This window comes from Stieleria tagensis (assembly GCF_024129865.1).
GTDB classification, from domain to species: domain Bacteria; phylum Planctomycetota; class Planctomycetia; order Pirellulales; family Pirellulaceae; genus Stieleria; species Stieleria tagensis.
Window position 1 is genome coordinate 158,722 of sequence record NZ_JAMYFE010000049.1, and the last position, 14,229, is coordinate 172,950.

Here is a 14,229-nt window from a genome sequence, read left to right on the forward strand (position 1 = left end):
TTCTACCCCGTGTTCTTACCATCCCTCAAGGAAGACACCGATTGCCTCTTTCGAGTTCAGGACTTCGGCGGTGCCTTCCCATTCGTCGTCAAGGTATTCGTAACTTTCCTTGACGTTGAATGGGCTTTGTGACTTGCCGGTGACCATTTTCACCAAGTCGTCTTCGCTCATTCGACGATCTTCCGCGAGGGCGTCGACCCATTCGTCGGTGATGAAATCGGGGATCGTTCCGAAGATGTCCGTGATCTCTTTGATGCGGCCGGTCAGCACATTAAAGAGGCGGGCCTCGACGCCTTCGTTGTACCGCAGGTTGCAATACGGGATCTGTTTGGCGACGGTGCCCCGTTGCACACGGCCTTTGCGTTGTTCAAGCGTTGTCGGATTCCACGGAAGATCTAAGTTAATGAGGCTGCCGAGCGTTTGTAGGTTCAGGCCCGTGCTGGCAGCATCCGTGCCCACGAGTATCTTGAGGGTGCCGACGCGAACCTTTTCTTTCAATAGTTCCCGGTCGATGGTTTGAATCTTGCCGTTTTCAAACAACTTGGATGACGACGAGTTGGCGTACAGGCCGATTGCCAGATCCAAGTGTTGTGCGAGGAACTCGCACAGTGCATACGCCGAGTCGTAAAACTGCGAGAAGATCAGAACGCCACGCTCAAGCCAGGTTTGGTCGTCGAAGCGGCTCTCCAACGTGTCCAGAACTCGATCGAACTTGGGATCACCGTCGTGGTCGACCTGCCGCTTCAAATGATCTCGCAATAGTCCCAATAGTTCGCGTTCCTCCGGTGTCAATGGATAGATTCCGGCGTCGCTCAACGAGGGTGACCGCTCATTGGCTCCCTCTTCGTCTTCGATTTCTTCCTGCTCTAGCATCCGCTGAGCCGTTTTCAAGCCGGCGATCACGCTGCTTCCCACGCGTCGCTGCAGCAACGTTTTGATGAACCCACCGGCCGTGTTCTTCTTATGCAGCTCTTTAGCGAATCGCTCGGCCAAATCCAACGCTTCCCGAATGCTGTGTGTAGCCGTCACGGGCTGATCATCGTCGACCGGAATCAACTCGATTCGCACCAGCTTGCCATCCTTTTCCAAGCGATCTCGCGAACGCTTGATAACTCTCATCGTGAATGGGTTCAGTTCGCGAACGTCAATCCAATCCAATTCTTCTCGGTCGAGAGGGTCGATGCGATCAATGTCGGCATTGACCGCAACGTCGGAGGTTTCGGCGACGTTCAAGGTGGCCCGCACCATTCGGAAGACATCATGGTGGCGTTCGCGGGGCAGCGGGTCTTTCCAATACGACCACTTCTCCACCGCGTCATCAACGGATTCTCGACCGGCTAGGATCTCGAAGTTTGTCTTTGCGGCGGCGTCGCAATGACTCCACCGCCCGTAAGCTGTGCCCAAGACTTGGTCGTTGTTCACGGCCAAGACGTTCAGCAAATCCCACAGTTCGATCGGGTGAAGTTGCACTGGCGTCGCCGTTGCCAGAATCATTGTCCGGCAGCGAGCGGCTAGCTTCATCGCCCATTCGTACAGCAGATTCTTTTTGGGCGGTCCCCAGACTTTTGGTTCACGAACGTTCTCCCGGCGGATTTTGTGCGCCTCGTCCCACAGCACGCAACTGAACCGTTTCTTGAGAAGTTCTTCGGCCAAACGACCATTCATCACGCTGCGGGTGGCGCTGAGAACCACCGACGTGGAAACGATCGCAATCTTGCGAGGGCATTTCGTAACCGATTCTTCCGTGGCTGGATGGAATTCACCGCGTTCGGTCAGCCAGCCTTTGCCCGTCCAGACGGCGCTGGGTGCGGCCAATTTGTCGTAGATCTCCTCTTGCCACTGAGCGACAACGGCTTTTGGGGCGACAATCAAGATCGGTTCGTCCGACAGCGTGCCGATCAACTTGGCCAGCCCGCCAAGTTGCAGTGTCTTGCCAAGGCCTACACCATCAGCAAGCAGGTAACGAGCACCGCGTCCGGGAAGATCTTCGTACAAGCGGTGCTCGTCGAACGCCATCTTGATGAAATACTTTTGGTGCTCCCAAAAACCGAATAGCTCCGTGCAAGTCGGCACCTCGGCCAGCACTTTTTCGACAGCGGGACTCTTTCGCCAATCGCCGATGTGTTCGATGATTGTTCGGCTGCCCAATCGGCCGATCTGGCGGACAATGTACTGGCTGATCGGGAATCCGCGCTCCCACAGGGCGTCAAACTCTTCCTGGACCCATTCGATAGATTCGGCCGACGGATCTTCCCACACCAACTCGTAATTCTGTGACCATGCCCGTTGGCTATCGTTCGCGCTGCCCATGAAAGACGTTGCCGTTCCGTCTTGATAGCGAATGACACCCGCTTTGCCGTGAACGAACCCGAACTCGCAATCCGGAACGATCCGAATCTCGAAAGACCGCCCCGAGTCAGGGTCCAGGGTCACCAACTCTTGCAGGATGCGTAGCCGTTCTTTGGCTTGTTCTCCATAAACGTCGACCAGGTGCGGAAACTCACCCTCGTTCCAAACCATCCGCAACAACGATTGTTCCAGCTCTTCACGGCGCGGCCCCAGAGATTGTCGGACGGCATGTACATCTGCAGGGTTCACGTCGGTGTTGCAAACGATACGAACGTGCGGGATCGTCTTGAACTCATCCGCCGCGAGCGCCAGCAGGCTTGATTGAAAATAGCCAGCAATGCGATCGTACGAAGCCGCATTCTTCAGACGCTGTGACAGAAACGAATCGTAGAGACGCTTGCGACGCGAACTAAACCGTTGAATCGACATGGTGCTTTTCTTAACCCGACGCGTAAGCGAGGACGAACATGGACCTGCTTAAGGTCGGTGATTCTCAACCGCCAACCGCAGCGTTTGGATGACCGAATGTAAATCGGCCCAAGCTTCCATCACTTCGGTGGTGTGATACAGGTAGGCCAGCAAGACGAGATGCTTGCCGTGCCGGTCTTCCCAGAAATTAGTGCAGTCGACCAGGTGCTTCATCGCTCGGTCCATATCGGCACCGTCTTGCAGGATCGACATCGCGTAGTAGAGGTGACGCGTCACGCTGTGATCGAACTGGTCGCGATCGGTTGAGGGGATGTCATCCCAACGAGTCATGTCGGGGCGGGGGAACTCGCTGGGTAAGCGGGTGCGAGCGTTGTTGGCACGAACTTCGCCGAGCAAGTCTTCGTAGTCGGCGATGCCGTACGCTCGTCCCAAATCTTGAAACGCGCCGATCCGGTCTTCGCCACCGGCTTCCAGTTCCAATCCCTTTAGCAGGAACTTCTCCTCCGGTGCAAGCTGTCGCCAGAATTGAGCGGCCGAACCGCCGTCGGGCGTCCGGCGAAGGTGCTCTTCCAATCCGGTGGGAACCAGGAAATCGACCGCTTCACGCTTGGCTTGATTCATCAGCGTTCGCAGCACGGACTGTTCATCGCGCTGGTTGTTGGGAGTGCGCAGTTCTTCGTTCAGATTGATACCGGAGATTGACGCGTAGCCGGTAATCACTTCGGCGGCGACGGCTTGCGCTGCGAGCAAGTAGTCGGTGTCGGTGTAACCACATGTGAACGATCCGGCGGCGGATTGGCTTTCCCGCATGTGCGTGATGACTTCTTTGACGCGGCCTTGAATCTCATCGACGATCATATCGTCGAATCCGACAGGTGCGTTCGCCGGACGTTTGCGAAGCACCATGTTGTAGGTGGCCTGAACATAATTGCCTTTTCTGACTGCACCGGCACCGGTTTCAGTCGCGACGCTCCAGACACGTTTAACTTGAAGGCCAGCTGCCCACATGATTAATGCAAGATCTTCCCAAACCTCCGTGTCTTTGTGCGTAAACATTAGAACTTGAAGGCCATCATCGGGCATTTGCCTGGCGAGGTTGCCGTAGCATTCCGCCATAGCAACTCTAAACCCGGCATCGTCGCCCTGCACAGCACTTCCACGGAGTGAATCGACGGTCCAGTCGGGAAAACAAGATTTTATGTGCTGCTTGTACCATGCAAGAAAGAATTCGGACAACTCTGCATACACAACAGCGTCGGCATAAGGTGGGTCAGTAATCCACAGTTCAGCCGTTTCTCCTAGACTACGAGCGTCTTCTTGTGTCACAGTGGGGGCTGCATCACAAGGTATGTTTTCATGCGTTGCGCAAAGGTTCTTCCTGAGGGATGCCCAGCTTCTCGCTGGATAATTTGGAAAGGTATTCAAAGCTTGGTTGTAAAATACTCGACCCGTGCTACCGACTCCCCCGCCGGCCTTTTCATGCCAATGGCAAAGACGGGAATTGTAGTTGAGTAGCAGACCGATATTGAGCGTCGCCGCTGCACGTTCGTCGCCCTTTAAATTTGCGATCCTTTTTGAATATTGCGACACAAGCAAAAGCTGTCTTGCGTTAAACAAATGGTGCCAGTACGTCCAGCCACGGGTCCGAATAACTTCCCTAGTCTTTACGCCATCCTGGATTCGCCAATCTGGAATCCAACCATTTTTTTGCATCGAAGCAAGGCCCGATTCAATCTCAGTATGAATGCTATCCTCAACCTGGATGTCGTGCTCAGTAGGGGCGCGATAGACAAACACATCTCGTCCGATTCTTCGCCCGCTTTCATCCAAAGGTGCCGGCTGCAACCAGCGAATGCAATAGAGCCTTTCTCTGTAGAAATCGTTAGGTGCAGGTTCAAAATCATCCTTTCCCCACAATCTAAGTCCACCGTGATTTCGAATAAGTGTATTGATGGGGATACGGCGAGTAGCGTTGTTGGTCTTACCCTCCTCGTGAAGAATCTTCCAGAGCGAGTCAGGGCAGTGTAAATCCATCCCTCGCTTTGTGCCATGCAAGGCCTTTCCAAATCCTTCACCACCATGTCGGACTTTGAACTCAAAGCGTTTCTTACTCGCGTTTGGTACCAACTCAATCCACGTATTTGACTTGGGTGCAATTCGCCAGGTTCCTGAAACTGGAATCTGCCAGCCATCCCATTCAGGGACCGGTACTTCAAGACAATAAAAGTGAAGCGTAGCTTGCAATCCATCCTCGCTTCGTTCGATTCCTTTTTTTTCAATCCACTCAGCAACTTCGTCGTACACCTTGAGCTGAGCAGCAGCAACAGATTCGTGGAACTCCGGGCTTCCACCAACAACATTCAATGCGCCCCAGGTTAGTAAACTCGCGACTGGGTTGATATCAGACGCCGATACATCACACCCAAGTCTCGCTGCTTCAAATGGTATTGACCCCATGCCACTGAACGCATCTCCGACCTTGATCCGCTTGCCAAAACGGCGTTTTGATATCTGTTCAACCCATTCGCGAAGGCTTGTTGCAGTAGTCGCACAATGCTTATTGATCTCAAGCCAACTCTCGCGTGGGGGACCCTCAACCTCTTGGACATGCTTGCAGTATCGCCGCTGGATTGGATAGTCCAGGCTGAAAAAAACTCGTTTCTCGAGTAGTTGACGTTGCGATTTTTCGTCTGCATCCAGTCGCGGTCGCCAAGTCGATTCGTCTATAAAGAGTTCGACTTCATCCTTTTTGGCATTGGGATAACACAATGACGCAAAGGATGGATGAGCTGGTCTTGCTGAGTTTGCTGATAAATTATGGTTGCGCCGATGCCACATGCCGTCGCTGTCTAAGCAAAGCAACCGGAGGAAAATCTGAAGATCTGCGGCCCAGCGGTTATGGTCATCTGATGCTTCAAAAAGAGCCGCCAAAATGATCGCACGTGTCAAGACAAACGGTTTTGCTCCCCACCATTTACCTAGCGAGTTTAATGTTTTTCCGTGTGTAGCACTTCGCTCCAGAAAACTCTCGAGCGAAAGCTGAGCGATTGGGAATTGGACTTCAAGAAGAGATTTTCGCTTTTGGGCGGCGGTCATGGATCAAACAGCTTTAGTTGGTTGGGTGGCGGCTCGCGATGGACATCCGGCTTGTCAGCTACGCGGTCTTTCGGGCCGTCGGTTTCTGGAGATCTTTCGCTGACGCTTCGGGTTGAGTTTTTTTCGTCTTCTTTGCTGGCGTCTTGCGTTGGGACTTCTTGGTCGAACGCTTCGGCTTTGCCGCGGAGCCACTGGGTTGGGTCGTCGTCACCGGGCTGCGAGGGCTGGTTGGCGACTTTTTTTTTGCGGTCGCCTTTTTCGCGACGCGCTTTTTGACGGCCTTTTTGCGCGGCGTTATGTCGTTCTGTTTACTGTCGCTTGATTCTTTGGGCTGGACCGCGGTGCGTGTTTCAGCGGGATCGTCCAACGCAAATAGAAGCGCGTGTCGCCAGCCGTGCCCTTGCTTCTGTGCCGGGCCACTAGCCCGTGCAAACAGCCACCATCGTTCCTCAGCGGCTAGCTGTTTCCACCCAGCAAACAACGCATCAGTACGCTTGCCGGTTTGATCTTCCATGAGTGCCCACAACAGGACCGCCAGTTCGCGAGTTAGAAGGGTGCTGAGTGCGTTCTCGCCCGTGGCAAGGGTGGGATCATCGCCCTTTCGCTTCTTCGTGGTTTGTTCACGATCCTGCATTCCGCGGATCAATTCTTTTTCGACCGCCGATCCGATTTCTTTCCACAGTTTACCGGAGATTGTTGCCAACTCGGTGCGCGGGTATCCGCGTTCGGTGCGGCCAAGTAGCGTCAATCGGCAATCATGGCCGCGACGGGTATCGACCACGAAGATTCCGTGTTCGATGTCGGTGTCCACGTCGCCAAACGGCTTCGGTGATTCGGTTGGAGTGTTTTTCATGGTGGTTATCCTTACCCGTTGGTCGACTGCGGGCCGCACTTCAATGTACGAGAGGTGGGGACACGTTTGGTCAATCCGGTTTCCATCGCATCAGTCAGCTTATTGGGTGATCAGGTTGGATGAGATCTTGATTGACTGCTTGGCTTGCCAATCAATCAGGTCTTTGCCAGTGGGAAATACGATTCGAGCGGCTAGCAATTCCCACTCGGCGTCGGGTAGCTCACCATCGAGGAATGCGTAGGCCTTCATCAAGTCGGCTTCCTTTAAAACAATGCTTTTGTCCCAGGCGATCGCCACGTGGTTGTCGGAGGCTGCTTTAACGACCTTCGCACGCGGGCCAGCGAGACCAGTTCCATTTGGTAAATCGGTCAGGAAGCCGTGGACTGTCTTTCGGGTCACCAACGAGAATTCCTTGAGCGCCTTTCCATCGATTCGGGCTGGTTTCTCGGGATCTAGCGGTGCCGGCCCATCGCCTTCGTCCGCGGCGGAGGATGTTTCAGGAACGGAAATCGACAAGTCTCGGTGAACACTGCCTTTTTCAACGAAAAGTTTGACGGTTGCACCCTCGGGAACGTCGATGCCCTCGGTCGGATACGGGTTGCCATTGTTGGCAGCATCCGTTCCATCGGATGTCCATTTGATGATGGTGTCCGGAGGAACGACTCCGATCTTCAGCCGTCTATGCCCATCGGTTGAGGTGTCGAGGAATTCGTGTCGAAGGTCGATCTCGTTTTGGATTTTGTATTCTTGACCGGTCTTGTTCTTACCGGTGGAGTCTTCCGCCTTGAAGACCAAGGTCATCGCATCGGATTGAAATGCTTCGTCGGCGGGCACTTTCTTGTATTCGCCGCCATCTTCGCTGACCAAAAGCGTATCGCCATGGTGCAATTTGATGTCGGTGGTGACGATCCGGCCGGTCTTGTCATTGCGGTCGTATTCGATCGAGACACCGGTTTGTTCCTCGAATGGCGGCTTAAGGATTTGCTGGGCCTCGTTTCGCCACTGACCGGCGGTCAGCATCGTGTCTTTCAAGCGGTCGAGCAGTCCAGGTTCCGTCCACACCATGTTCCCCTGGCTGGCGGCGGCTTCGAGAATCTGGTCCCAACCGGCACGCCCAGTGCTTGGGAACAGGAGCGCTTCGACTCGATCGCGGATTGCTTGATACGCTTTGACCTTGTCGGTACCGCTGGCGGCTTTGACGGTTTGAAACTTGCGTTTCTCTTTCATCGTCGCCTCGACGACTAACTCGCCCTTGGAGGCGTTCGTCTTTCCGTCGTACTTGATCGCTTTGTCGCTACCTTCTTCGCTGTAGGAATCGAGCAACGCGGCATCGGCGAGTTTGGATTTGCCGAGCGAGTTGTCGTACAGGGGATAAAGCAAGCGGGCGTAGACGGTCCGAATTGCCATGAACAGCTCGGACTGGATGTTGGCTTTCTCGGTGAGTGCCTTTTCCCATTGAGCGTCGTCTTTGGTCATGTCCTTCAGGACTTGCTCGATCGCCCAAAAACGTTCGGCGTGTTTGTTGACCTTGAATAACCCCTTCGGATCGACGACGGTCAAAAACGCAATTCGGTTTTTGTACTTCGCATCCTCGAAGAACTTTTCGTACGGAGCGTCGTGACCGCAGACGACCAGCAACGCCGAGTCGCGGTTAAGCTGCAATTTGGTGAAGTCTTTGTGGACTGCGAGCCGTTGATAGCACCGCTTTTCCTTCGGCTCGAACATCTCCGTCAATTTGTCTTCGATGACGGTCTCACGATCATCTTTCGAACAGTCCTTGACGTAGGAATTCAACTGGGCGTTGAGATTCTTGGTTCGATTGAAGAAATACTTGCCGGATTTGTGCTGGTCAATGTACCAGCAGTTTCGATAGAGTTCGGTCACTGCGCCGGCGATCTTGGTTTGATCTACTCCGGGACCAGCCATGTACTCGGTCAGTTCCCCGACCGATAAACCACGCGGACGGACTTCCGATAGAGAGGCAGCGAACAGCCACTTAGCGGCTATAAGCGACAATCCGTCTGTTTCGCCGACGAGTGCTTCGGCCTTAGAGATGCCAGAGCCAGCAATGTCCGTTTGCATCGCGCCCTCGAGGGAACGCTTGATGTCCTTGAATCGTACAGCAACATGGCTATCGTTGAAGTCCGGCGAAGCAAGTGACAGCACGTATTGTTGGTCTTGTTCGCCTTTGCCCCACACCGCGCGGACGATTGATGACATGAGGTAGATGACATCGCGGGTCTTTTGAAACCCTGGATTGTCATTGAAGGTTTCAATGAGGTGTTTGGTGGAGAAGTGGAAAGGATACGACACATCCATTTCCTCCTGGATTTTTGGTAAGGCTCGCTCGATCAGGCCTGCGCGCTTCGCGGTTTGCAGTTCCTTGTCGTAAGTTTTGATGATGGCCTTCTTCTCCGCGTCGCTGATATTGATCGTTTTGAAAATCCGTTTTCGCAATATTTCGAATAGTTCATCCTTGGAGTTGTTGACCGGCGAAATCGACACGGCTCCTTTGCTCATTTCGTTGTCGGTACTTTGGATAGTGCCACCAAGCGAAAGGTTAGACCTCATGATGCGGGCCAAGTCCTCCTGTCCCTGTTCCCAGTCCTTTTGCAAGTCGGCAACGACCAGGGCGGTGGTGGCGGATTGCTTGTGATCGCGAACTGCCCCGAACAGATTTGTCAACGCGATTGCGACCAAGTTGCTAAAACGCTCTCCCTCTTCCTTGTTTCCCTGAGACGCGGCATGAACGAGATAAAAAGCAAGCTCATCCAACAGAATGAGAACCTTCTTGCCATCGAAAAGTTTTGCCCATTGCTTTTCTGATGGCGCCTTGTCTGGGTCAAACTCGACACCAAACTCGCGGCCAATCGAAACCCAAACGATCTCGTCGGTATTCCGACCGGTGAATGCAATGACATGGTCAGCCGTTACGGATGCCGGTGGCTTATCAAATTCAAGGCTTCCGGCCAGTTTGGGATACTTCGCAATTAGACCTGCGACGATCATGCTTTGCGTTTTGCCGCCGCCCATTGACTCCGAAAGCTTGAAGATCCCGCGGCTTGGACCGCCAGCTAGTCGATCGAATGACTGCATGACGAGTTCCTGCATGCCCGAAGTCAAAACATTCGAGTCCAAGAATTCAATCGCTTGCGATTCGGTAAGCTCCGCGAGCGACGACAGATTGACGACAAAGTCTTCGGATCCGTCCAAGACTGATTGGCGAGGCGTGCAGCAAGCGAGTGTCTTCATCGGTGAAGATGCTTTTCCGTGGCGGTGATGCGGATAGTTGACCAAAAGGTTCAACAAGCATACGGTTTGCTTAGTGATTCAACAATCAGAGGTATCGGCGATGAATTTTGGGCAGCGGGTCCGCGAATTACGACTAGCTCGTGGTCTGACGCAACGATCTATCGCGGAGCACCTTCAGGTGAGCATTTCGTACGTCAGCAAAGTCGAGAATGAAAAGTTACATTTCGGCGACTATCCATCGGAGAAGTTCATTCACAAACTGGCCGTTGAGCTGAAGGCTGACGAGGACGAGTTGCTGCTCTTGGCCGACAAGGTGCCGGTGTCGATTCGCAAGCGGATACGACAACGACCGGAGCTGTTTCGGAAGCTAGCGAAGCTGGACAAGCGAACGCTCGACCAGTTGGAAGCATCGCTGTCGACGGGAGGTTGATCGCGATGGATCAGTTGACGTTCGCTTTTAGCTGCCGAGCCAGCATCAGTTTGCAAGCCGCCGGCCGTTGGTTCATCGGCAGTGCAATCGCGTCAATGGTGACCGCGGCTCCGCCAAACGTTGTTGACATGAGCGTTCGTCGATGCGGCTGTCCGGCGTTTGCGAACGGGTAGACGAGGGTGGCTCGATTGGCTCCAAAGCCGAGGACGTAGGCGCACATTTGGAAGCGATCGCTGCGGGACTCGTCGCCGAAACCGCGTTTGTATTTGGCGTCGAGGATCCATCGGTCGCTGCCACGACGCAACAGTGTGTCGGCAATCAACGAGCGGTTGGGGTCGTCGGGGCCGAGGGAATCGTCCCAACGGCGGATGGAGGTAGAACGTGGGGCGACTTGCCATCCGGTTTCGCTTGCTAAGTCGTCACACATTCGGGTGACAGCTAATTCCCAAATGCGTGACAGCGACAAGGTAAATGTGTCTCCGCCGACGCCGCGATCGGGGTCGAGACTTGCTCCCGTGAGCAGGAGTCGAGCGAGCTGGATTGCAGGTCGGTAACCATCGGGTGGTGCCGCCACGCTGGTCTGCAAGATGCTCTGTTGGTCTAATTGTTCGCGGGACACTTCAGACCAGTCGGTTCGCAGTTGATGAAAGAGGCATTTCTCGCCGGCTTCGAGATCCGATTGAAAATGAACGAGCTTGTCCAATGCCATCGCGAGCACCTGATTCGCGGCGGTGTTGATGCTGCGGCCACGAACGATTTGCGGAATGGATGGCAAACGCCACATGCGTTGCGACAAACGGTTCGTCAGAATTCGACCGCGTACATTGGGCGAGTCGACCTGCATCGGGACGAATCCTTTGCGCAGGTGGCAGCGAGTAAGCACTTCGAGTTCGGCGAGGAAGAGTCGTGCGAGTGCGGTTTGCCAAGAATCGCTCGACTGGATGTTTCCGCCGGATCCCCATATTTGAATATCGGGAAACTCGTTCAGGTAGGCCAACCAATCGAGCAGGACAATGCCGGGGATCTTCGTCCGCAAAACGATCCTTCGACCACTGGGAAGGACCAGCACGCCGACTCGATCGAGGGCATGAATCTCAATTTGGCCGGCACGTTCGATGACGTGAATGGTACGGTTCTCGGCGTGTCGCCGAATCGCGGCGTAGTCATCACGAACCTTGTCCAGGTTGCCAGTCCAATGCCGCCCGCCTGGAGTTCCCTTCTCATCGCAAACGATGTCAGTTGTCGTCGGCGATCCGTTGGTTGGTTCGGCGACGGCGTTCACTCGCTGGACTCCGGTTCCGCGTCACTCGAATCGGTTGGCGTAGCGGTGTCGTTCAAGCATTCCAACAGAACCCGTTCAATTTGTTGAACCAGCGGTTGGTCCACGCGTCCGAACTGCATTACGCAAAGCTCTTTGATGTAAGGCAGGACGCTGAAACGAACAATTCGCTTCAAGGCTTGGGCAATGAGCGGCTTATCCTCGGACGCTTGTGTTTCACTGCCGAAAGTCTGCACCATGAACAATGCGTGCCCAACCTGTTGCTCGGGCGCAATGCCACGTTCTTCGAGCAGTCGGTTGCATTGACGCAACGCTTGGGCGGTGAACCTCGAAGGGTTGTTGCCGGTTCGGCTGAGCCACGTGTGAAGGATGTCGTAGTCGGGGACGAGGTCCAGCCAAAGGAAACGCCGACGCAACGCAAGGTCCATCCGACCGATCGAACGATCCGCGCTGTTCATGGTGCCAATGATGTAGACGTTGCTGGGGAAACGAAACTTTCGACCGGACAGCAAACGAACGGCTCGCCCGCGATATTCAAGTAATTGCAGAAGCTCACCCAGCACCGCGGCGGTATCGCATCGGTTGATTTCGTCCAGAACGAGAACATGGCGTCCGGTCGGCCGATACTCTGCGAGCGATTCAATCCATTCCAGGAAACAGCCCAACCTCGGTTCAAACTTTAATACGCCTTCGTCTGTGAACGGTTTGATTCCCTCGAAGAAGTCTTCGTATGCCCAGTTGGCGTGCATGAACAGCATTGTGTGCTTCCCTTGCGAGTTCGTTTCGCGGTCAGCTGCGAAGTACCGAGCAAACAACTGTGCGATGTAGGTTTTGCTCGTGCCGGGGGGGCCGGTCAAAACGATCTGCTGCTTCGTCAACAAAGCGTCTTCGATTTCTTGGAGCCTTTCGATAGACAATGCAGAGAGATCGCTCAGTTCCTGAAGCGTCCGCGGTGCATCCTCGTCGAGCAATTCGTCTTCTGGATCGCCAGCACCGGGCTCCGTTTGTTGATGGGAAGACCAAACGCCGGTTCGCGCGGCATCAAAGAACGGCCACACCCATCGAAAGAAGCCACCGATTTGTTCGTTGAGCGAATGGGCTCGCTCTGGCAACTCTTCGAGCGGAAAACGTTGGATAATGCTAATGGGTGCCGTTGGCGATACAGCGTCGTCGCCCAATGCTTCACTGGATTGAGCGATTAAGCCTGCGAAAACAGCTGCGTCGATCCGTTCTTGGTCATCCGACGTGTTCAAGCCGACCACCGTGCCCTCGGGAGCACCTAAGAGATACTCTTGCACGGCGACCCGATTGGCCGCGATCGCGCTGTGAAGGTTGGCGATGTATTGATCGCAGTCGTTGCCGAATGCGAAGCCGTAGCGGAATTGTCGCTCCGCGGCGAGCATCCGGAAGAAAAGTTGGCAGCTTCTTGTCTTTGTGTCCTGCTCTGGATCGAAGAACGCTGCCCAATAGTGATCGTAGTAGCCGCCGCGACCGTAGTCGTTCTTCTTCAGCACCGACACATTGCGTTTGGTTGCGGCAACGCCGGAATCAAGGTTTGAAATCGGGTCGCTTCGCAGCCGCTCGACCAAGGCTTTTGTTGGATCCTTCAACACGCGCCAATAGACGTCTTGCTTGGACTTGTGCCAATCTCCATCCGTCGTGCGATTGGACAGCTCGAGAACAAAGTCGACGGTCTCCTGGGTATAGAGGTGTTCGATTTCATCGTCCGATGAATCGTCGTCTTCATAGTCATCCGTGTCGGTCGCATCGAGTTCTTTCGCTGCGGTATCTTGCTTGATGGCGGCTGCGAGTGATTCCTTCTCACCCTCGGTCATGGGCACTTCGCGGTAGTAAGGCGTCAGGTCAGGCGAATCCTCCGCTTGGCTGAACCGTTGCGTTCGCAAGTCGATGTAAACGGTTTTGACGCCAGACTGGTTCTCGGGAACGGTCGCGAGACTTTGAATGGTGACCTCGTCTGGAATCGCCCAAACGTGCATCTTTTCTTCTGACACCTCGAAATAGCAGAACAGAAAGATCGCCGGGTGATCCGCCGTCACTTGACGCAGGTCAGCAAGTTGGGACGGCGGCATGTTGGTCCAGAACCCGCCGCCAACGCGCGAATTGCGATTGATGATAATTCCGTCGCCCCACCAATAGCGTGAGCCGCGATCGCGAACCATTTCCTGCCCGCCAACTTGCAGTCGCTGGACTGGAATTTCCTTCATGACCTTCCCGGCATTGCGTTTGCCACGCTCGCTCAACGTCGGAGGGGCGAACTCAAAGTCACTGCTTGAGATGCTTGATAGTGCAAGGGTGGAGAGTTCGGCTGAGTTCATGCGATTTGCCCAAAGGTATTTTGATTGGCACACATGATCCCAAGCTGAGACGTGGCCCACAACTGGGGAGATCCGGTAGCGCTGGGTCAGCTGAAACCGGCACGATTGACATGGCCGCTTGATGACTGCTCGGCAGCTCTCGTAACTGTTGGGTTGTGTTCGTTGGCGTTGGGTCGGCGGCGTGATCTTGGCTTTGCGAGGGAGT

The 14,229-nt window shown here is 54.5% G+C and carries 7 protein-coding genes; 1 reads left to right on the top strand and 6 read right to left on the bottom strand.

Annotated elements, in window-relative coordinates; genetic code table 11:
* Nucleotides 1-15: 15 nt before the first annotated feature.
* From NHH03_RS12660 to NHH03_RS12675, 4 genes are all read right to left on the bottom strand, one after another.
* Nucleotides 16-2,778 (bottom strand): helicase-related protein, encoded by a 2,763-nt coding sequence (locus tag NHH03_RS12660; protein WP_253156597.1) that lies wholly within the window; start codon nt 2,776-2,778, stop codon nt 16-18.
* A gap of 48 nt (nt 2,779-2,826) precedes the next feature.
* Entirely contained in the window at nt 2,827-5,874 is a 3,048-nt protein-coding gene (locus tag NHH03_RS12665; protein WP_253156599.1) for a DUF1156 domain-containing protein, read from the bottom strand.
* A gap of 58 nt (nt 5,875-5,932) precedes the next feature.
* Nucleotides 5,933-6,727 carry a DUF3780 domain-containing protein gene (locus NHH03_RS12670; RefSeq protein ID WP_253156601.1) on the bottom strand — a complete coding sequence of 265 codons (795 nt, stop codon included), beginning with the start codon at nt 6,725-6,727 and terminating at the stop codon, nt 5,933-5,935.
* Between the two features lie 99 nt (nt 6,728-6,826).
* The gene (locus tag NHH03_RS12675; protein ID WP_253156603.1) at nt 6,827-9,979 is read right to left on the bottom strand and encodes a DUF499 domain-containing protein; all 3,153 of its coding nucleotides are present in this window, start codon (nt 9,977-9,979) and stop codon (nt 6,827-6,829) included.
* Nucleotides 9,980-10,052: 73 nt separating this feature from the next.
* Here NHH03_RS12675 and NHH03_RS12680 point away from each other — a divergent pair, with 73 nt between their 5' ends.
* Nucleotides 10,053-10,409, top strand: coding sequence for a helix-turn-helix domain-containing protein (locus NHH03_RS12680; protein ID WP_253156604.1), 357 nt, complete (start codon nt 10,053-10,055; stop codon nt 10,407-10,409).
* A gap of 10 nt (nt 10,410-10,419) precedes the next feature.
* Here the strand turns inward: NHH03_RS12680 and NHH03_RS12685 are convergent, their stop codons facing one another.
* Both NHH03_RS12685 and NHH03_RS12690 read right to left on the bottom strand, forming a co-directional pair.
* On the bottom strand, nt 10,420-11,691 hold the full coding sequence (locus NHH03_RS12685; RefSeq protein ID WP_253156606.1) for an McrC family protein: 1,272 nt from the start codon (nt 11,689-11,691) through the stop codon (nt 10,420-10,422).
* A complete protein-coding gene (locus NHH03_RS12690) occupies nt 11,688-13,913 on the bottom strand; it encodes an McrB family protein (RefSeq protein ID WP_253156625.1) in 2,226 nt (741 codons plus the stop codon). The genes NHH03_RS12685 and NHH03_RS12690 overlap by 4 nt, the downstream gene beginning before the upstream one ends.
* Nucleotides 13,914-14,229: the final 316 nt, after the last annotated feature.

Bases quoted from the DNA above. Each gene is read 5' to 3' on its own strand.
- NHH03_RS12675 (WP_253156603.1), bottom strand. From the start codon at position 9,979: ATGAAGACACTCGCTTGCTGCACGCCTCGCCAATCAGTCTTGGACGGA.
- NHH03_RS12670 (WP_253156601.1), bottom strand. From the start codon at position 6,727: ATGAAAAACACTCCAACCGAATCACCGAAGCCGTTTGGCGACGTGGAC.
- NHH03_RS12665 (WP_253156599.1), bottom strand. From the start codon at position 5,874: ATGACCGCCGCCCAAAAGCGAAAATCTCTTCTTGAAGTCCAATTCCCA.
- NHH03_RS12690 (WP_253156625.1), bottom strand. From the start codon at position 13,913: ATGAAGGAAATTCCAGTCCAGCGACTGCAAGTTGGCGGGCAGGAAATG.
- NHH03_RS12660 (WP_253156597.1), bottom strand. From the start codon at position 2,778: ATGTCGATTCAACGGTTTAGTTCGCGTCGCAAGCGTCTCTACGATTCG.